17 protein-coding genes and 1 tRNA gene are annotated in these 18,584 nt (G+C 61.8%); 11 read left to right on the forward strand and 7 right to left on the reverse strand.

The window, feature by feature from the left end; translation table 11 throughout:
- Window positions 1-36: 36 nt before the first annotated feature.
- Window positions 37-1,590, forward strand: coding sequence for a hypothetical protein (locus OOT33_RS01590; protein WP_307748226.1), 1,554 nt, complete (start codon window positions 37-39; stop codon window positions 1,588-1,590).
- A 307-nt stretch (window positions 1,591-1,897) separates the two neighbouring features.
- Here the strand turns inward: OOT33_RS01590 and OOT33_RS01595 are convergent.
- Together OOT33_RS01595 and OOT33_RS01600 are read right to left on the reverse strand one after the other, a co-directional pair.
- Window positions 1,898-1,973: transfer RNA gene (locus tag OOT33_RS01595), tRNA-Ala, on the reverse strand.
- Between the two features lie 140 nt (window positions 1,974-2,113).
- The gene (locus OOT33_RS01600) at window positions 2,114-2,452 is read right to left on the reverse strand and encodes a TIGR02300 family protein (protein WP_307748227.1); all 339 of its coding nucleotides are present in this window, start codon (window positions 2,450-2,452) and stop codon (window positions 2,114-2,116) included.
- A gap of 148 nt (window positions 2,453-2,600) precedes the next feature.
- Between OOT33_RS01600 and aroA the strand changes: the two genes are divergently transcribed.
- From aroA to OOT33_RS01630, 6 genes are all read left to right on the forward strand, one after another.
- Window positions 2,601-3,947, forward strand: a complete 1,347-nt coding sequence (gene aroA / locus OOT33_RS01605) for a 3-phosphoshikimate 1-carboxyvinyltransferase (protein WP_373690476.1) — start codon at window positions 2,601-2,603, stop codon at window positions 3,945-3,947.
- A gap of 28 nt (window positions 3,948-3,975) precedes the next feature.
- Entirely contained in the window at window positions 3,976-5,571 is a 1,596-nt protein-coding gene (locus OOT33_RS01610) for a hypothetical protein (RefSeq protein ID WP_307748228.1), read from the forward strand.
- 46 nt (window positions 5,572-5,617) lie between these two features.
- Entirely contained in the window at window positions 5,618-5,869 is a 252-nt protein-coding gene (locus OOT33_RS01615) for a hypothetical protein (protein ID WP_307748229.1), read from the forward strand.
- A complete protein-coding gene (gene cmk / locus OOT33_RS01620; protein WP_307748230.1) occupies window positions 5,866-6,501 on the forward strand; it encodes a (d)CMP kinase in 636 nt (211 codons plus the stop codon). The genes OOT33_RS01615 and cmk overlap by 4 nt, the downstream gene beginning before the upstream one ends.
- A 173-nt stretch (window positions 6,502-6,674) precedes the next feature.
- Window positions 6,675-8,387 (forward strand): 30S ribosomal protein S1, encoded by a 1,713-nt coding sequence (gene rpsA, locus OOT33_RS01625; RefSeq protein WP_307748231.1) that lies wholly within the window; start codon window positions 6,675-6,677, stop codon window positions 8,385-8,387.
- A 211-nt stretch (window positions 8,388-8,598) separates the two neighbouring features.
- Entirely contained in the window at window positions 8,599-8,880 is a 282-nt protein-coding gene (locus OOT33_RS01630; RefSeq protein ID WP_307748232.1) for an integration host factor subunit beta, read from the forward strand.
- A gap of 488 nt (window positions 8,881-9,368) precedes the next feature.
- Here the strand turns inward: OOT33_RS01630 and rlmN are convergent, their stop codons facing one another.
- Window positions 9,369-10,613: a 23S rRNA (adenine(2503)-C(2))-methyltransferase RlmN gene (gene rlmN / locus OOT33_RS01635; RefSeq protein WP_307748233.1), complete on the reverse strand. Its 1,245-nt coding sequence runs from the start codon at window positions 10,611-10,613 to the stop codon at window positions 9,369-9,371.
- Between the two features lie 73 nt (window positions 10,614-10,686).
- Between rlmN and OOT33_RS01640 the strand changes: the two genes are divergently transcribed.
- Window positions 10,687-11,091: a low affinity iron permease family protein gene (locus tag OOT33_RS01640; RefSeq protein ID WP_307748234.1), complete on the forward strand. Its 405-nt coding sequence runs from the start codon at window positions 10,687-10,689 to the stop codon at window positions 11,089-11,091.
- Between the two features lie 3 nt (window positions 11,092-11,094).
- Here OOT33_RS01640 and OOT33_RS01645 read toward each other — a convergent pair whose 3' ends face one another.
- Complete coding sequence (locus OOT33_RS01645) at window positions 11,095-12,381, reverse strand: divalent metal cation transporter (RefSeq protein WP_307748235.1); 1,287 nt, start codon at window positions 12,379-12,381, stop codon at window positions 11,095-11,097.
- On the reverse strand, window positions 12,378-12,869 hold the full coding sequence (locus OOT33_RS01650; RefSeq protein ID WP_307748237.1) for a hypothetical protein: 492 nt from the start codon (window positions 12,867-12,869) through the stop codon (window positions 12,378-12,380). Before OOT33_RS01650 ends, OOT33_RS01645 begins: the two co-directional genes overlap by 4 nt.
- Window positions 12,870-13,045: 176 nt before the next feature.
- On the opposite strand from OOT33_RS01650, the gene dnaN reads away from it, so the two are divergent.
- Entirely contained in the window at window positions 13,046-14,158 is a 1,113-nt protein-coding gene (gene dnaN, locus OOT33_RS01655) for a DNA polymerase III subunit beta (RefSeq protein ID WP_307748238.1), read from the forward strand.
- 203 nt (window positions 14,159-14,361) lie between these two features.
- Here dnaN and OOT33_RS01660 read toward each other — a convergent pair whose 3' ends face one another.
- Window positions 14,362-15,105, reverse strand: a complete 744-nt coding sequence (locus OOT33_RS01660) for a glutaminyl-peptide cyclotransferase (protein ID WP_307748239.1) — start codon at window positions 15,103-15,105, stop codon at window positions 14,362-14,364.
- Window positions 15,102-15,836, reverse strand: a complete 735-nt coding sequence (locus OOT33_RS01665) for a folate-binding protein (protein WP_307748240.1) — start codon at window positions 15,834-15,836, stop codon at window positions 15,102-15,104. The genes OOT33_RS01660 and OOT33_RS01665 overlap by 4 nt, the downstream gene beginning before the upstream one ends.
- Before the next feature lie 47 nt (window positions 15,837-15,883).
- Here OOT33_RS01665 and OOT33_RS01670 point away from each other — a divergent pair, with 47 nt between their 5' ends.
- Both OOT33_RS01670 and OOT33_RS01675 read left to right on the forward strand, forming a co-directional pair.
- Window positions 15,884-17,218 (forward strand): dihydroorotase, encoded by a 1,335-nt coding sequence (locus tag OOT33_RS01670; RefSeq protein WP_307748241.1) that lies wholly within the window; start codon window positions 15,884-15,886, stop codon window positions 17,216-17,218.
- A gap of 129 nt (window positions 17,219-17,347) precedes the next feature.
- Window positions 17,348-18,568: an ammonium transporter gene (locus OOT33_RS01675; RefSeq protein ID WP_307748242.1), complete on the forward strand. Its 1,221-nt coding sequence runs from the start codon at window positions 17,348-17,350 to the stop codon at window positions 18,566-18,568.
- The last annotated feature ends 16 nt before the right edge of the window (window positions 18,569-18,584 follow it).

Consider the following 18,584-nt stretch of genomic DNA (forward strand, 5'->3'; position numbering starts at 1 on the left):
TAACCGAAACATATATCCGAGACGGGTCACTTCTCAGTGAAAATCCCGGGTCAACTCTCAGCGACCATCAACAGCGAGGAGATTCTGGATTGGGTTCGGTCCGTCGTCATTTCGGGTTCGACCGAATATCGTCGGTATCAAGCTGAAGCCGTGAAACAGCGATTTGGTATCCGTTTTCCTGATTTAACCGATCGCAGGCCGCTTGGGGAATTAGATTTGGAAGATGACGGGGATATTCAGTTTCTTGCCGACGTCGAAATGGACCTCACGGCCGCTGCCGTGGATGCGCCGCCCCGGCTTGCAGACGAAATGGCTGATTTGATCCGGTTTAAGACTGCGACCCTGACCGAGATCGGGTTTCAACGAAACGGTGTTTGGAACTCGGTCACAGGCGCTCAAAAGATCGAACACCTTGGCCTATTGTTTGGAGCATTGGCCGCATCTCCTCGCAGCGAGATCAAAGGGTTCGGAGTGCCGCGCAGAAACTTGGCTTTCGGTATGCTTGTCTTCCCGGCCGTCTGGGATTGGTACGTCCAGTGGCGCGAACGAAGGCGAGGCTTCTACACGAGCTGGGAGGTGAACATGATCCAGCTCGGCCTATCTCTGATGCGGGCCGAAACCGGCTGGCTCAGACAGAATCCGCAACTCAGCGCACGCCTTCGGATAATTCCTGGATTAATATCGTCCGCCGATGTTGCGGCTGCTCGCTCCGATTGGGAGAGCGCCTGCGAGCGATTCTACAAGCATGGCCTAGCACGAGCAAAAGAGATACAGCGCGTGGCGCGCGTTCATCGCGATCCGTTCGAGCCGATCTTACCAGTGCTTGAAGCCGATAGCCCCGTCGCTGAGTATCGCCGGATCACAGAAGAAATACTGCGGCTCATGCCCGATGCCCGGCGATATCCGCGCCAAGCGGCTGAATCTGTCCGGTCCTTTTTAATGGTTCGGCTAGCTCTCCATCTTGGGCTTCGTCAGAAAAACTTGCGAGAACTTCTCTTCTGCCCTCGCGGTCGTTCGCCGACGGCGGAGCGGATTCTAGAATCCCGCCGTCGAGGCGAGTTGCGATGGAGCGAGCGCGATCAAGGTTGGGAGGTGCTGATTCCCGCGTGCGCTTTCAAAAACTCCACTTCCTCCTTTTTCGGGAACAAGCCATTCCGATTGGTGTTGCCCGATCTTGGCGGACTCTACCGATACATCGAATCCTACATCAGTGGGCAGCGGGCCTTGTTGCTCAATGGCGCGGCTGACCCTGGCACATTTTTGGTGAAGACGGTGAAGGCCACCAGCCGGGATGCCGCGTACAATCAAAATACGTTCTACGAAGCATGGCGGCTCATTACCCAGCGTTACGGCATCCAAAACCCGTACACTGGTCGGGGAGCAATTAAAGGGCTGCTTCCGCACGGGCCGCACAACGTGCGCGACGTATTGGCGACGCATATTCTCAAGCAGACGGGTTCCTATGAACAGGCGAGCTATGCAATTCAGGATACGCCGGAGACTGTGGCGAAGCACTACGGCCGCTTTCTGCCGCAAGACAAGGCAGCGCTCGCGGCGCTGATATTGAACCGGGTATGGGAGGCGGCCTGATATGCGGCAGGCGCTGCCAACGAGTTCGTTTTTTCCAAACGAGACGAACTAAGGTGGCTTTTCGTGCAATCAGAATATTCTAGCGCACGATCGCCAAGACGTATTGCTCATCTTCGCCGGTCGCGGTGCACCATTTTATTGCAGGCTCACAGCCAGCCGCCACACCCTGGCTGCTCGCCTGTTGTGGTTCGACTTCGCTCCGCTCAGCCGCACCTTTTTTTTGGCTGTCAAAGGCCGGGCGGCCGTTCGGCCTCGCGAACCCTCAAGGGTTTGTTGGTACTTCTGCGATGCTTGGAAAGTAATGGACTGGTGGAGCCTAGCGGGATCGAACCGCTGACCTCCTGCATGCCATGCAGGCGCTCTCCCAGCTGAGCTAAGGCCCCAATCCATGTCGTGCGCGCCGGGCTGTCTCTCGGCGCGGGGATCAAAACACTTGCCGCATTGGCCCGATCCCGGGGGCCGTCTGAACTGCGGAGGCGCTGCCTTTAGGCGAGCAGCACCCCTAAATGCAAGTGGTTAATTCTCAGTTGTCGTCGTCGCCTTCATCGCCGCCGGCTTCGAGGCCGAGATCGTCGTCGCCGCCGAGGTCAACCTCGTTATCGGGCGAATCGCCGTCGTCATCGACATCCAGGTCGAGATCGAGATCGGTGTCGACCACGGCAAGATCCGTGTCGGCGTCCTCCGCCTGCTTGACGGGCGCGGTCATCTCATAGGGCAGCGGCTGCTTGGACTTGAGCACAGGCTCCGGCTCCCACGAAACGCCGCAGGAAATGCAGGTTACCGGCGAATCATTGCCGAGGTCGTAAAAGCGCGTTGCGCATTTCGGGCAGGTCCGTTTCGTGCCCCATTCAGGCTTCACCATGTGCCGCCTTCCATCCTTGTTTCAAGCCAGTGCGAATATGCAAAATCATGGCGTGCGGAGCGTCCGCCGCCGATGAAGACGCGCGCCTTGCCATAGCCGCGCGGCGCTGTCAAAAGCCCGAACGAAATTTCTGCATGAAAGCTTAGACGTGACCGCTGCTTCGATAGATGCTCTGCCTTCTCCCGCGACCTTCCGCGCACCCGGCGCCGGTCTTTCCGGCACGGTCGCAGTGCCGGGGGACAAGAGCATCTCGCACCGCGCGCTGATGTTTTCCGCGCTGGCGGTGGGGCGCAGCCGGGTCGAGGGGCTGCTGGAGGGGGAGGACGTGCTGTCCACCGCTGCGGCGCTGCGGGCCATGGGCGCGAAGATCGAGCGCGACGAGGCAGGCGTCTGGCGTATTGATGGCGTGGGGGTGGGTGGGCTGCTCCAGCCTGAGACCGCGCTCGACATGGGCAACAGCGGTACCTCGACGCGGTTGCTGATGGGCCTGCTCGCCAGCCATGACCTCACCGCGACATTCATCGGCGATGCCTCTTTGAGCAAGCGGCCGATGGGTCGGGTGACGGAACCTCTGTCGCTGATGGGCGCGGAGTTCACCACCGCGCCGGGCGGCCGGTTGCCCTTGACGATGCGGGGTGCCGTGCCTGCGGTGCCGATAGAATACCGCCTGCCGGTCGCCAGCGCGCAGGTGAAAAGCGCGGTGCTGCTCGCCGGGCTCAATACGCCGGGCATCACACGCGTGATCGAGCCGGAAGCCACGCGCGATCATAGTGAGCGGATGCTGGCGGGCTTTGGGGCTGAGCTGAGCGTGGAGCGGGATGCTGACGGCGCGCGGGTAATATCGATTCGCGGCGAGGCGGAACTGAGGCCGCAGCACATCGTGGTGCCTGGCGACCCCTCTTCTGCCGCGTTCCCGATCGTCGCCGCGCTGATCGTGCCGGGATCGGATATCACGATAACCGGCGTCGGCATGAACGAAACGCGCACCGGCCTGATCAAGCTGCTTCAGGCCATGGGCGCGCGGATCGAGCTGCTGAATGCGCGCGATGCCGGCGGAGAGCCGGTGGCGGACATTCGCGTGCGCGCCTCGACATTGAACGCCGTGGAAAATGACCCCCCAGAGGTGCCGTCGATGGTCGATGAGTTCCCCATCGCCTTCATTGCCGCGGCGCTGGCAAAGGGGCGCAGCGTGTTTCGCGGGTTGGAGGAACTGCGCGTCAAGGAGAGCGACCGCATCGCCGTGATGGCGGCGGGCTTGCGTCAGATCGGCGCGATCGTCGAGGAAACACCGGATGGACTCATCATAGAGGGAACGGGGGGAGAGCCGCTGGAGGGTGGCGGGCCGGTCGCCACGCATCTTGATCATCGCATCGCCATGAGCTTCGCCGTGGCGGGGCTGGTGAGCTATCACGGCGTAACGATCGACGACATGCGCCCAGTGGCGACGAGTTTTCCGGGATTTGTTGGGTTGCTGGAGGCTTTGCAGCAAAAATAGGCTGCATGAAACATGAAGGGGGGGGACTATGACATTTAGGGCCGCAACGAGCGCGCTGACTGCAATTGCCTTTCTGTCTGCAACGGCAAGCATGGCAGCCGAACCCTTACCGCCCAAAGCCGTGAAGGAACCGTCTCTCTACGTCCAGTGTGATGGCAACCCGAACAACATGGCCGCCGGCGAATCGATCGCGCGTCTCATTGCCCTCACGGCGGTGATCGGTCTGCTGGCCCCCTCGCCCGAACAGCCAGATGCTTCGAAGCGCAAATTTGGTGTGGACGGGGTGGCTGCGTGTAATGGCATCCTTAACGGGGACAAGGGCGAGCATAATGTGGTTCGGCGGATACCATTCATCCTGGCACGAGCGCTCCATAACATCGAGGCCAAGAGCTATGATGCAGCGATTGCCGATGTCGGCGTCGCGCGCAAGGAGGCTGGTGTCGCGGGTCTTGTGGGTAATCCCTACTTCGATCGGTCGATGGGTTTATCGTTTGACCTGATCGAATCCCAGGCCCTGCTGCGTCAGGGGAAAGTGGAAGAAGCGCGAGAGGTTAACACACGTTCGGCTCGCCGTTCGCCATACAGCTATTTTCCGCTGCTTCTGGTGCGAGGAATGAATGTTTACTCCGCTAACCCATTGAGTGCGGAGGAGGAGGCCAGTCTCAGGAATCTCTCCAAGATTTCCCCAAGCGCGATATTTGGCCTCGCGGCACAGCTTGATGAAGCGCGCCGTTTCACCGAGAGCGCCGCGGCCCTGAAGTCGCTCGATGATTTCCAAAAGGTCGCATATCACGACAACAACAGTCAGGGCATCGATCTGCTGATCGGGACAAATGTTGCTGTCTCACTGGCATTGGCCGGTGATTGGACGTCAGCCGAGGCTGTGGACGCCCGCAACTCAGCGCTGCTCGCCACGATGCGAACAGAAGGCAAGGCCATAGACAATGAATCGATCATTATCGAGCGGATGGATTTTTATGCACTTGTGCGGATGATGCGCGAGGGCAAGCTGAACGAAGCCCGCAGGCAGTTTGCCGCTCGTTCCCGTTGGACAGCGCCGACGTTCGGACAGGTGCTGGAATTGAACAGGCGCCTGCGCGCCGGAGCGGGCAAAGAAGATCTTTTTGGCTCACTTGCTGATGACGCCGATGCCATGATAGCGCGTCGGAGGCAGGAGGCAGTCGCTGTGCGTGATGAAAAAGATAAAAATAACAAAACGTTATTCAGCTACATTCTGCCTTATGCCTCTGTTTCTGGATATGAGCGCCTTTCCGGCCGGACATGGAACGCCAAAGGGAACAGGATCATCTCCAAGGACAAGCGAAAGGACTCGGAGGTCTATATGCTGTCCATTTTTGATGCCGACCCGATGACTCAGCCTGACATCCTACTCCTGCATGCAGCTTTGCAAGCAAAGGCTCGTGGTAAAACTGGACTCGTTTTTCGCCTGATACCCGACGATCCGCGCATTGCATTCGTCTATTTCGCTGACAAGGGAGAGGCCGGTGTGTCAGACATGCAATATCTCGACGCGGATGCCGTCATCGCGGATCTCGGAAAAATCATTCCCTCACCGGCCGACTTGAAGGCCAGAGAAGCTCAACGGCTTAAGGCCAGGCAATGATTATCGAGATAAGTTGTCGCGGAGCCTCTGGAAAGGGACGATCCGCATGAGCGGCACGCTCGCGGACATCATCGGCCTGATGGGCAGCGCGCTGTTCATCGGAGCCTTTGCCTATAGCAATGTCTGCACCTCGATGAACTTCGTGCTGTTCAACCTGCTCAACCTGTGCGGAGCCATCCTTCTCATTATTTCGCTGACGGTTCACTTCAACCTTGCGGCGATGGTGATGGAGATCTGCTGGGCCTTCATTGCCAGCTTCGGTCTGGTGAAGGCGTGGCGGGGGCGGGCGCGCCCATGATCATCGCGGTCGATGGCCCGGCGGCGTCGGGCAAGGGGACGATCGCGCGGGCGCTGGCGGCGCACTACCGGCTGCCGCATCTCGACACCGGGCTGCTCTATCGCGCGGTGGGGCTGACGCTGAAGCGCGCTGGCGGCGATCCGGCAAGCGAGGCGGACGCAGCGGCGGCGACAGGGTTTGCCGATGGCCTGCTTGTTGATCCGGAATTGCGCACAGAAGAAACAGGCGCGCTGGCCTCGCGCGTCTCGGCGCATGCGGCCGTGCGCGCGGCGCTGATGGCGCGACAGCGGGCTTTCGCGCATCAATCGGGCGGCGCTGTGCTTGATGGGCGCGATATCGGCACCGTCATCGCGCCCGAGGCGGATGCCAAGCTCTATGTCACGGCTTCGCCGCGTGTCAGGGCTGAACGGCGTGCCAGGGAGATGGAGGGGAGGGGCCTCGCGGCCGATATCGACGCGATGGAGGCGGAGATCATCGCGCGAGACGCGCGTGACATGGGGCGTAGCAATGCCCCCCTCGCGCAGGCCGATGATGCGGACTTGCTAGATACCAGCGAATTGGGTATAGACGCCGCCATCCAGCGGGCGATTGCCCTGGTGGAGGCAAGAGTGAAACGTCACCACATAGAGTGACGCGACGAGGCGCACGGAGATTCCGCGCGCCCTTTTCGGTTTTTCAGATGCCATCCGTCAGTGCGCCGCCTCAAGGAGGTTCGTGCGGCATGGGGCCGCGCGGGCAGTGTGCAAGCCAAAGACCCTCGGATACAACCGGGTGGCCTGCAATGACGTGAAGAAGGACTTAGTCTATGGCCTCTACGGCATTTCCGTCGCGTGACGATTTCGCGGCGCTTCTCAATGAATCTTTCGGTGGTGCGGATGGCGGCTTTGAAGGCCGCGTCGTCAAGGGCACCGTAACCGGCGTCGAGAACGACATGGTTCTCATCGATGTCGGCCTCAAGAGCGAGGGCCGTGTGGCGATGCGCGAGTTCGCGATGCCCGGCCAGAAGGCAGACATCAAGGTCGGTGACGAGGTCGAGGTCTATGTCGACCGCGTCGAAAACGCGCATGGCGAAGCCGTCCTCTCGCGCGATCGCGCCCGCCGCGAAGCCGCGTGGGACAAGCTCGAAGCTGAGTTCCAGGAAAACACCCGCGTCGAGGGCGTTATCTTCGGCCGCGTCAAGGGCGGCTTCACCGTCGATCTGGATGGCGCCGTGGCGTTCCTGCCGGGCAGCCAGGTGGACATCCGCCCCGTGCGCGACGTCACCCCGCTGATGGATATTCCCCAGCCGTTCCAGATCCTCAAGATGGATCGCCGCCGTGGCAACATCGTTGTGTCGCGCCGTGCCATCCTCGAGGAAACCCGCGCCGAGCAGCGCACCGGCCTCATCCAGAACCTCGCCGAGGGTCAGATCATCGAGGGTGTCGTCAAGAACATCACCGATTATGGCGCGTTCGTCGATCTGGGCGGCATTGACGGCCTGCTGCACGTCACCGACCTCAGCTACAAGCGCATCAATCACCCCAACGAGATGATCAACATCGGCGACGTGCTGAAGGTGCAGATCATCCGCATCAACCGCGACACCCAGCGCATCAGCCTTGGCATGAAGCAGCTGGAGAGCGATCCGTGGGAAGGCGCGGAGGCGAAGTATCCGGTCGGCGCAAAGCTGTCTGGCCGCGTCACCAACATCACCGAATATGGCGCCTTCGTGGAGCTGGAGCCGGGCATCGAGGGCCTGGTTCACGTGTCCGAGATGAGCTGGACCAAGAAGAACGTGCACCCCGGCAAGATCGTTTCGACCAGCCAGGAGGTCGACGTGCTGGTGCTCGAGGTCGATGGCGACAAGCGCCGTATCAGCCTCGGCCTCAAGCAGGCCCAGAACAACCCGTGGGACAGCTTTGCCGAGCGTCACCCGATCGGTTCCGTTGTCGAGGGCGAGGTCAAGAACGCAACCGAGTTCGGCCTGTTCATTGGTCTGGAAGGCGATGTGGACGGCATGGTCCATATGTCAGACATCGCCTGGGGCATCTCCGGCGAGGACGCGCTCAACCTGCACCGCAAGGGTGAGGTCGTGAAGGCGATCGTGCTCGATATCGATATCGAGAAAGAGCGCATTTCGCTCGGCATGAAGCAGCTTGAAAAGGGCGCTCCGGGTGCTGGCGTTTCCGCTGCCGGCGGTTCGGGCCTCAACAAGAACCAGACGGTTACCGTTACCGTGCTCGAAGTGCGCGATGGCGGGCTTGAGGTGCAGGCGGGCGACGATGGCGTCACCGGCTTCATCAAGCGCGGCGACCTTGGCCGTGACCGTGACGAGCAGCGCACCGAGCGCTTCCAGCCCGGTCAGAAGTTCGACGCAATGGTCATTGGCTTCGACCGCAGCAAGAAACCGAACTTCTCGGTCAAGGCGCTTCAGATCGCCGAAGAGAAGCAGGCTGTTGCGCAATATGGCTCGTCAGACAGCGGTGCGTCACTGGGTGACATTCTTGGCGAGGCGCTGAAGGCCAAGAACGAAGCCTGACACTAGTTCTTGCGAACATTGAATTCCCGTCGTGATCCAATCACGACGGGAATATACAAAAGCTTCCGATGGCCGTTTTCTACAATATGTTACTTTTGTTTGAGACGATGATCGGCGCTTTTATTCTATGGTGTAGAGATTGTCATTCGTGTGTCATTCGCTTAAGGGGTATATTCGGCAAATGTGGGACTGCCGAAATTAAGGAGGGCAAATGATCCGTTCCGAACTTGTTCAGAATCTCGCTGAGCAGCATGATGGCCTCACTTACGGGGAAGTGGAGCGCATTGTGGATATCTTTTTTTCCGAGATTACGGCCCAGCTGGCCAACGGCGGCCGCGTGGAATTGAGGGGCTTCGGTGCCTTCACGACGCGCGCGCGCGATGCCCGTACCGGTCGCAATCCGCGGACAGGGGAAACGGTGTCGATCGACGCCAAAAAGGTCCCCTTCTTCAAGCCGGGCAAGGAAATCCGCGAGCGTCTGAACGTCAAATAGGCGTTGGCGTGCGAGCGTGCAGTGCCTATAGGGGCACTGTGGCTATGCGGGCGTGGCGGAATCGGTAGACGCAACGGACTTAAGCCAAACATTGAGTGCGCGCAGGGAAACCGGCGACGTAGAACTGCTCAAATTCGGGGAACCCTTTCACATGGCGATCCCGAGCCAAGCCGCGCGACCATCCGGCCGTACGGAAGGTGTAGAGACTAGACGGGCAGCACCTAAACCTCCGGCGTTTCGCCGCAGGCAGGGTGAAGGGATAGTCCAGACCCCGAACATCCGGCGGCGCGCCCCCGGATGGCGGCGAAAGCCGTAGCGGGTAAGAAAATTCGTCGGGCTTTTGCCCGTGGGGGTTCGAGTCCCCCCGCCCGCACCACTTATTGCGCGAAGTGAGCCTCTGATCCATCGTGCCGGAGGCTGCGCTCGCTGCGTTTGCCTTCAATCTTTGTCGAGGGCTGACGGATCTTTCCCGTGCGGGCGTCCGCCAACTACCCTGACGTCGCCAACGCCGCCATTTTTTCGTCCGCCAGCCGGTCCAGCTCCGCGCGGCTCATCTTGCTGGCCTGCGTTTTCAACTGTCCGCATGCCGCCGCGATGTCTCGTCCTCTAGGCGTGCGCACAGGCGCACTGATGCCTGCCTCAAAGATGATGTCAGAAAACCGCTTCACCCGCTCCGGGCTGGAGCATTCATAGATCGCGCCGGGCCAGGGGTTGAACGGGATAAGGTTCACCTTCGCGGGCAGCTTGTACTGCCGGATCAGGCGCACCAGCTCGCGCGCGTCGTCGTCGCTGTCGTTCTTGTCCTTGAGCATCACATATTCGAAGGTGATACGCCGGGCATTGTTCGCGCCGGGATATGCGGCGCAGGCGGAAAGCAACTCCTCGATGCCATATTTCCGGTTGATCGGCACGATCTCGTCGCGAATCTCCTTGGTGACGGCATGAAGCGAAACGGCGAGGTTGACGCCGATCTCGTCGCCCGCGCGGGCCATCATCGGTACCACGCCGGAGGTCGAGAGCGTGATGCGCCGCTTGGAAAGGGCAAGCCCGTCGCCGTCCATGACAACTTTCAACGCATCGCGGACATTGTCGAAATTATACAGCGGCTCGCCCATGCCCATCATCACGATGTTGGTGAGCATACGGCCGTCGGTCGTGTATTGCGGTGCGTCGTCGTCTTCGTCGTCGGTGGTGGACGCCATCGAACCGCGCGGCCATTCGCCCAGCGCATCGCGCGCCAGCATCACCTGGCCCACAATCTCGCCCGGCGTCAGGTTGCGCACAAGGCGCATCGTGCCGGTATGGCAGAAACGGCAATTCAGGGTGCAGCCCACCTGGGACGAGACGCACAGCGTGCCCCGGTCCGCGTCGGGGATGAACACCATCTCGTAATCCTGCCCGTCGTCGGAGCGAAGCAGCCATTTGCGCGTACCGTCAGAGCTGACCTGCGCCTCCACAACCTGCGGGCGTCCGATCACGAATCGTTGGGCAAAGAACGGGCGCTGCGCCTTGGCGATGTCGGTCATCGCGTCGAAATCTGTTACGCCACGATGGTAGAGCCAGTGAAAGATCTGCTTGGCGCGCAGCTTCGCCTGTTTACCGTCAAGCCCCGCGCCTTCCAGCTCGGCCCTGATCTGTTCGCGCGACAGGCCAAGCAGATCGACACGCCCATCCTCGCGCGGAGTGATCGCGCGCGGTACGGGCAGAGGGTCAATATGTCCGGGGATTTGCATTGCCGCGCGATATAGTATGACAGCTTCGGAACTGCCAGCCCTTTCCGCAGTTTATCATGGGTTAGGAGACTCTATGGATCGCTTCTTTACGCGCATCTCCACCTCCGTTTCCGCAGCCGTTGGCCAACCATGGGCATTCGTGATTGCGCTCGCGTTCATTATCGCCTGGGGCGCGAGTGGACCGATTTTCCAGTACTCCGACACCTGGCAATTGGTGGTCAACACCTCCACCACCATCGTCACTTTCCTGATGGTGTTCGTGATCCAGAACAGCCAAAATCGAGACTCTGCCGCCATCCAGGCAAAACTTGATGAACTGATCCGCGCGGTGGAGGAAGCACGCACTCAGTTCATAGGCATCGAACACAAGTCTCAGAAAGAGCTGGAAGAAATCCGCTCTGGCCTTGAGCAGGAATGCGATGCGGACGAAAAAGGCTCGCCGAAACGCTCGCTCGAGTCGCTCATTGAGCGAAACTGACCGCTACAGCTGAAACGCGAAGAACAGCGCCGTCGCGAGCGCCATCACCCCTGTCGCCGCCCATCCAAGCACGGTCTGCTTTCTGCCCAATGTCAGCCGCCCCATCGCGCGTGGGTTGCGCACGATCAGCATCATCACTGCCATGAGCGGAACGGCAAGAATGCCATTCACCACTGCCGCCCAATAGAGTGCCTTCACCGGATCGATGCCGATCGTGTTCAGCGACGCCCCTGCCAGCGTCGTTACCGCAATCGTACCGTAGAAAAGCTTGGCCGAGAGAGGCTTGGCATCAAGACTGCCTGACATTCCTGCCATCTCCGTCACAGCATAAGCCGCGCTTCCGGCGAGCACGGGCACCGCGAGCAGCCCTGTGCCGATGATTCCCAGCGCGAACAGCGCGAACGCCAGGTCGCCTGCGATAGGTCTCAGCGATTCGGCTGCCTGTGCTGACGTCTCGATATCGCGGATGCCGTGCGCATGCAGCGTCGCCGCTGTCGCATAGACAATCGCGATCGACACCAGGGTGCTGAACGCCATGCCCGTTAACGTATCGATCCGGATGCGCTTCAGTTCCGGCCCCGCCTCTTTTGGTGTGATGCACAAGGGCTTCGCGTGGCGGCGATGTTGCTCCTCGATCTCCTGTCCTGCCTGCCAGAAGAAAAGATACGGGCTGATCGTCGTGCCCAGAATGGCGACCAGCGCGGTCATGTAGGTGGCGTTCCACTCGATATCGGGCACTATCAGCGAGGTCAAAGCCTCATCCCACGGCACATGCGCCACCATTACTACCGCAATATAGGTGAAGAGCGAGAGCGTCGTCCATTTAAGGATCGATGCATAGTGCGGGTAGCTCAGCCAGATTTCGGCCACGACGCAGACGATGCCGAACAGCAGCGTATAAAGCCCCGCATTGCCGCCCGTCAGCAATTGCAGCGCTGCGCCCATTGCCGACAAGTCCGCCCCCAGATTGACGATGTTCGCCACCAGCAGCAGCCCCACCACACCGAACAGAAGAGGGCGGGGGTAATGGCGACGCAGGTTGCGCGCGATGCCCGCGCCCGTCACCCTTCCGATCTCGGCGGCCACCATCTGTATCGCGACCATCAGCGGAAAGCTGAGCACGAATGTCCAGGAAATGCTGTAGCCGAACTGCGCGCCGACCTGGCTGTGCGTACCGATACCTGAAGGATCATCATCGGCCGCACCGGTAACGAGGCCGGGACCGAGCACATCGAGCAAGCCGCGCTTAGGTTCGGTGCCCCCCGATGTGCCGGTATCCTCCCGCATCATCTTTTCGCGCAACCGAGTACGGCCGCATCCATTGCGGTGGCGGCGCCCTTCAGCACATAGAGATCCGCAAAGGCGCGCCCGTTGGCAGAGCTGCTCTCCACGCTCATCGTCGCGGCGGAGCGCATGGCGGCGATGATCGCCGCGTCCATCCGCGCATCCTGCGCCCAGGCGTCGCTCTTGCCGGAAACCAGCGCGAATCGGCGCTCACCGATGCTAAGATACACTTTGGCCTGCGGTGCGCGTTCGCGGCTCAGGCGGATGTGCAGCTGGTTCCTCACACGGAGCGCGGGCCATGTGCCGACCGAGGCGAAGGCACGCCACCCTGCCTTGCCGGCCGATGTGCGCGTGGGTTCCGCTATCGCGTAGCAGCGCGGCCCGGCGGCGTCATGAAAAGCCCCCCAGCCGCCGAAGACGCCCAGCGAATCGCGCGCCTGCGCCGATGCCATCAACGCCCAACTGGCCAGCAATCCCACCCCGATCCGCTTCATGTGCTCCTGCAAAGCCCAAGCGCCACGGTTTTGCAAGCACAGGCGGCAAAATATCGGGGGTAGAAGTCCGCGCCCGCTTGCGGTGCGCCGCATAGTCGGTAATGAAGGAGGTCCAAATATCCGGGCACGGCGGGCACTCCGCCAGGGGCACATTACGGCAAGAGCGGGAACAGGGAATGAAGGCAACCATCGAACGCGCAACGCTGCTCAAGAGTTTGAGCCACGTCCAGTCGGTGGTCGAACGGCGCAATACCATTCCCATCCTCTCCAACGTGCTGATCGAGGCCGCTGCGAACGGCACCATCCGCCTCATGGCGACGGACCTTGATCTTCAGGTGGTGGAGCAGGTTCAGGCGCAGGTCGAGGTGCCGGGGGCGACCACCATTTCGGCCCACACCCTGTTTGACATCGCCCGCAAGTTGCCCGAGGGAAGCCAGGTCTCGCTGGAGGCGGCGGACGGCAAGATGCTGATCCAGGCCGGGCGGGCGAAGTTCAACCTTTCCACCCTGCCGCGTGACGACTTCCCCGTGATTGCCGAAGGTGATCTGCCCACGCAGTTCGAACTCCCGGCCGAGACGCTGAAGCAGATCATCGACAAGACGCGCTTTGCCATTTCCACGGAAGAAACGCGCTATTATCTGAACGGCATCTTCTTCCATGTGTCTGATGACGGTCAGCCGGTGCTGAAGGCCGCCGCGACCGACGGGCACCGCCTCGCGCGCGTCACCGTGCCGCGCCCTGATGGCGCAGAGGGCATGCCGGACATCATCGTTCCGCGTAAGTGCATCGCGGAGCTGCGCAAGCTGCTCGACGAGGTGGATGGCAGCGTCGAAATCTCGCTGTCGGCCAGCAAGATCCGCTTCGGCATCGGCAACGCGATCCTCACCTCCAAGCTCATCGACGGCACCTTCCCGGACTATAGCCGCGTGATCCCGACCGCGAACGACAAGCTGCTGCGCATCGATCCGCGCAGCTTCGAGGAGGGGGTGGACCGCGTAGCCACCATCGCCACGGAGAAGACCCGCGCGGTGAAAATGGCGCTGGACCGTGACAAGATAACCCTTTCCGTCACCAGCCCGGAGAACGGCACGGCGGCGGAAGAAGTACCCGGCGATTATGCGTCGGACGGCTTCGAAATCGGCTTCAACGCGCGCTATCTGCTCGATATCCTCGGCCAGATCGAGGGCGATGTGGTCGAGCTTCACCTTGCCGATCAGGCCGCACCGACCTTGATCCGCGAGAATGATCGCAGCCCCGCGCTCTATGTGCTGATGCCGATGCGGGTTTAGGGTTTACACCCACCCGCACTCCTCATTCGTCACCCCGGGCTTGACCCGGGGTCCCGCTTGTAGTCCCCAAACTGCCCGGAATGTGGAGACAAGGCGGCTGGCTTTTCCCTTCGTGACCGGGAGGTCATCAGCGTACAGGTCAGGCGCAACAGCGGGACCCCGGGTCAAGCCCGGGGTGACGGGGTTAAATGGCCTTTGCGGGTTTAATATCTCAACCGTATCTCATACAATTTCGGCCAATATTTCCCGGTGACGAACAGCCTGTCGGTCGCTGCATCATAGGCGATGCCGTTGGGCACGGCGTCCGGGTCGGTGAGCTTCAACTTCCGCGACAATTTGCTGATGTCGATCCAGTCGATCACCTTTCCCGTCGCAGGGTCTATCCGCGCGATTTTGTCTGTCATCCAGACGTTGGCGAGGATTTCGCCCTTCATATATTCCAGCTCGTTGAGCATGCGCACCGGCTTGCCGTTGAACGTCACCGTCAGGCGGCCGGTTTCCTCCAGCGTTACGGGATCGAGAAAGCGCAAGGTAGCGCTGCCGTCGCTCAGGATCAGGCGCGTGCCGTCGTTCGTCAGTCCCCAGCCTTCGCCCGCATAGCGGAACGTCGCGGTCTGGCGGAAGGTCGCGCGGTCCCAGCGAAAGGCGAGGCCGTTTTGCCACGTGATTGAAATGAGGCTGTCGCCCCAGTTCGTCATCCCTTCGCCGAAATAGCGTGGTGAAAGCGGCACGGACCGCTGCACCGCGCCGTCCGTCAGGCGCACCTCGCGCAGGCTCGACTGGCCATATTGCCCGGTGGTTTCATAGAGCGCGCCATCGAGCCAGATCAGCCCCTGGGTGAAGGCCTTGGGGTCATGCGGATAGCTGCGCACCAATGACCAGCGCGTCTCCGCCTGGGCTGGCGAGAGGGCAAGCAGCGCCAGCAAAAGCGCGGCGAAAAACCTCACACCGGCGCGTCCGCTATCGCCTCGGCCAACCAGCCGGGGAGGGGTAGGGCGACCATATCCTCCACCCGGCGATGATCGACAGCAAGGCCGAGATCGGGAAACGCCGCCATCTGCCGCGCGGGGTCGGACTGTGCGATTGGCACCACCACCAGCCGCCGGTTGACTTTCTGCCGGTAATGCATGCGCGCGGTATTCTCCTGCCCCACATAACAGCCCTTGGCAAAATCGACGCCATTCAGCTCCCGCGCGTTCGCCTCCAGCCAGAGTGTCTTGTCGCTGCCCAGCTCCGTCACGCCTTCCGTGACGCCGAGCGACAGGCGATGCGCGCGAAACGCCGAAGCAGCGTCCCCCTCATCGGCAGGGGCGAGCCAGCGATGGCCCAGCGCCATCAGGCGGGGGTCATAGGGCTTGTTGGGCGCATCAAGTGACCAGTGAACCGCGAGCGCCTCGTCCCGCGCGATCACGACCTTGCGGCGCAGGCGATAAATGCTGAGGCGCTTTGCCAGTGCGTCTGCCTGTGTTTCCTCACAGTCCATCAGCACGTCGTCGCCATCGGCCCACAGGACGAAATCGTACAGCGCCTTGCCTTGCGGTGTCAGCAGCCCGGACCAGCGCGGCGAGTCTGCTTCAAGGCCGAGCACGTCCTGTGTCACCAGCCCCTGCAGAAACGCGCGCGCCTCCTCGCCGGAGAGTCTGATGAGCGCGCGGTCTTTGAGGGTGGTATCGGCCATCCGCTTTAGGTAGGACGGAAGCAGCGATTATCCAAGAGTATCCCTTTATGCCCCAGACATTCGACCTGATCCTCAAAAACGGCACCGTACACACACCCGCCGGGCCGGTCAGCGCCGATGTGGGTGTGCGCGGCGGCAGGATCGCGGAGATCGGCGCATTGCGGGCCGATGGGGGCGAGGTGATCGACTGCGCGGGGCTGGACGTGCTGCCCGGCGTGATCGACAGCCAGGTCCATTTCAGAGAGCCGGGGCTGGAGCACAAGGAAGACCTCGAATCGGGCAGCCGCGCGGCGGTGATGGGCGGGGTGACGGCGGTGTTCGAAATGCCCAACACCAACCCCAATACCGATACGGCAGACCGGGTGCACGACAAGCTCGCCCGCGCGCATCACCGCATGTGGTGCGACCATGCCTTTTATGTCGGCGCGACGGCGGACAACGCGGAGGACTTGCGCGAGCTGGAGCGCATTCCCGGCACGGCGGGCGTCAAGATCTTCATGGGCGCCTCTACGGGTAGCCTGCTGGTCGATGATGACGCGGCGCTGGCGCGGGTGCTGGCGAGCGGAACGCGCCGCGTTGCGATTCATGCGGAAGACGAGGCGCGCATGAACGCGCGTAAGGACTATCGCGTCGAGGGTGACCCGGCCTCGCACCCCGTCTGGCGCGATGACGAGAGCGCGATGCTGGCTACCAAGCGGATCATCGCGCTCGCCCGCGCCGCACGCCGCCGGATCCATATCCTGCACGTAACGACCCCGGCGGAACTCGAATATATTGCCCAGCACAAGGATGTTGCCACCTGTGAAGTGACGCCGCAGCATCTCACGCTGGCGGGGGAGGACGCTTATCCCCGCCTCGGCACCTATGCGCAGATGAACCCGCCGATCCGCAGTGCAGCCCACATGGAAGGCTTGTGGCACTGGCTGAGGCAGGGCGTGCCCGATGTCATCGGCTCGGATCACGCGCCGCATACCATTGAAGAGAAGGCGAAAACCTATCCGGCCTCGCCCAGTGGCATGCCCGGTGTGCAGACGCTGGTGCCGCTGTTCCTCAATCATGTGGCGGAGGGGCGGCTGACGCTGCAACGCTTCATCGACATGACGAGCGCCGGGCCGCAACGCATCTTCGGCCTGGTTGGCAAGGGGCGGATCGCTTGTGGTTATGACGCGGACTTCACCACAGTTGACCTCAAGAAGCGCTGGACGGTGGGTCCGGATTGGCTGCAATCCCGCTGCGGCTGGTCGCCGTTCGAGGGTGATACGCTCACCGGCAAGGCGGTGGGCACGATTATCCGGGGTCAGCGCGTGATGTGGGAAGACACGCTCGCCAATGAAGCGCTGGGCGAACCGGTGCGGTTCGAGGCAACCGAGTTCCGCTCTTGAACCCTGCGCCATTTGTGGCATAGCTGCCACAAAGCATAAGCAGCGGGGAACAAGATGAGGCTTGGAGGCATGAAGGCGGCGTTGGCCGCTTGTTGTGTTGTGCCGATTGCGGCGCACGCGCAGGATAACGTGGCGGCAAACAGCGGTGATACCGGCTGGATATTGACCGCATCGGCCTTTGTCTTGCTAATGACACTGCCGGGGCTGGGCCTGTTTTACGGCGGGCTTGTGCGCGCGCGCAATGTGCTCTCGGTCCTCATGCACTGTTTCGCGATCGCCTGCGCGATTTCGCTGTTGTGGGCGGTGGTCGGCTACAGCCTGGTGTTCGATGGCACGGCCCCGTGGATCGGCGGGACGGACAATCTCTTCCTCGCTAACCTCGCGCCGCTGCGCGATGGGCTGACGCTGCCGGAAAACGCCTTCGCGCTGTTTCAGATGACGTTCGCGGCGATCACTCCGGCACTGGTCATCGGCGCGTTCGTGGAGCGTGTGCGCTTCGGCTGGGTGATGGCCTTTTCTTTCCTGTGGACGCTGCTCGTCTATTTTCCGGTGGCCCACTGGCTCTGGGGCGGCGGCTGGCTGGCCGCGCAATGGGGCGCGCTGGATTTCGCGGGCGGCATAGTCGTGCATACCACGGCGGGCGTTGCCGCGCTTGTCGTCGCCTTGATGCTGGGCGCGCGCAAGGGTTTCAACAAGACGCTGATGCTGCCGCACAGCCCGGCCTTGACGATGACGGGCGCGGGCCTGCTGTGGGTGGGCTGGTACGGCTTCAACGGCGGTTCGGCCTTGGCTGCCAATGCCGGGGCCGCAAGCGCGATCCTCAACACGCATTTCGCGGCATGCACCGCGGCTCTGGTGTGGATCGGCATCGAATATTGGCGCATCGGCAAGCCGACTTCGGTCGGCATCGTCACCGGCGCCATCGCGGGCCTCGCCACCGTTACGCCGGCTGCTGGCTATACCGGCCCGGCGGGCGCGATCATTCTTGGTCTGCTGGGTGGTGCGCTCTGCTTCTTCGCGGTGCAGATCGTCAAGCAGAAATGGGCGGTGGACGACTCGCTTGATGTCTTTGCCGTGCATGGCGTGGGTGGCATGCTGGGCTCGCTGCTGATCCCGCTGATGATGCTGCCCGCCATGGGCGGCATCGGCTTTGTCGACGGCAACAACGTGCAGCACCAGTTCGTCGCGCAGGCGCTCGCGGTAGGTGTAACGATCCTGTGGACCGCTGCCATTACCTTCGGGTGTGCCAAGGGCGCGGCGCTGCTGGTGCCGATGCGGGTCAGCGAGGAAGCGGAGCATGATGGTCTGGATCTCGCCAGCCACGGCGAGCGCGGTTGGGAAATCGATTAACCTTGATCGGGGTCGG

It is taken from the genome of Sphingobium sp. DEHP117 (genome assembly GCF_030867385.1).
Lineage (GTDB): Bacteria > Pseudomonadota > Alphaproteobacteria > Sphingomonadales > Sphingomonadaceae > Sphingobium.

Excerpts from the sequence above, each read along its gene's own strand:
- OOT33_RS01630 (WP_307748232.1), top strand. The coding sequence starts at position 8,599 with ATGATCCGTTCCGAACTTGTTCAGAATCTCGCTGAGCAGCATGATGGC.
- OOT33_RS01640 (WP_307748234.1), top strand. The coding sequence starts at position 10,687 with ATGGATCGCTTCTTTACGCGCATCTCCACCTCCGTTTCCGCAGCCGTT.
- OOT33_RS01665 (WP_307748240.1), bottom strand. The coding sequence starts at position 15,836 with ATGGCCGATACCACCCTCAAAGACCGCGCGCTCATCAGACTCTCCGGC.
- OOT33_RS01645 (WP_307748235.1), bottom strand. The coding sequence starts at position 12,381 with ATGATGCGGGAGGATACCGGCACATCGGGGGGCACCGAACCTAAGCGC.
- OOT33_RS01600 (WP_307748227.1), bottom strand. The coding sequence starts at position 2,452 with ATGGTGAAGCCTGAATGGGGCACGAAACGGACCTGCCCGAAATGCGCA.
- cmk (WP_307748230.1), top strand. The coding sequence starts at position 5,866 with ATGATCATCGCGGTCGATGGCCCGGCGGCGTCGGGCAAGGGGACGATC.
- OOT33_RS01670 (WP_307748241.1), top strand. The coding sequence starts at position 15,884 with ATGCCCCAGACATTCGACCTGATCCTCAAAAACGGCACCGTACACACA.
- rpsA (WP_307748231.1), top strand. The coding sequence starts at position 6,675 with ATGGCCTCTACGGCATTTCCGTCGCGTGACGATTTCGCGGCGCTTCTC.
- dnaN (WP_307748238.1), top strand. The coding sequence starts at position 13,046 with ATGAAGGCAACCATCGAACGCGCAACGCTGCTCAAGAGTTTGAGCCAC.
- OOT33_RS01610 (WP_307748228.1), top strand. The coding sequence starts at position 3,976 with ATGACATTTAGGGCCGCAACGAGCGCGCTGACTGCAATTGCCTTTCTG.
- OOT33_RS01650 (WP_307748237.1), bottom strand. The coding sequence starts at position 12,869 with ATGAAGCGGATCGGGGTGGGATTGCTGGCCAGTTGGGCGTTGATGGCA.
- rlmN (WP_307748233.1), bottom strand. The coding sequence starts at position 10,613 with ATGCAAATCCCCGGACATATTGACCCTCTGCCCGTACCGCGCGCGATC.
- OOT33_RS01615 (WP_307748229.1), top strand. The coding sequence starts at position 5,618 with ATGAGCGGCACGCTCGCGGACATCATCGGCCTGATGGGCAGCGCGCTG.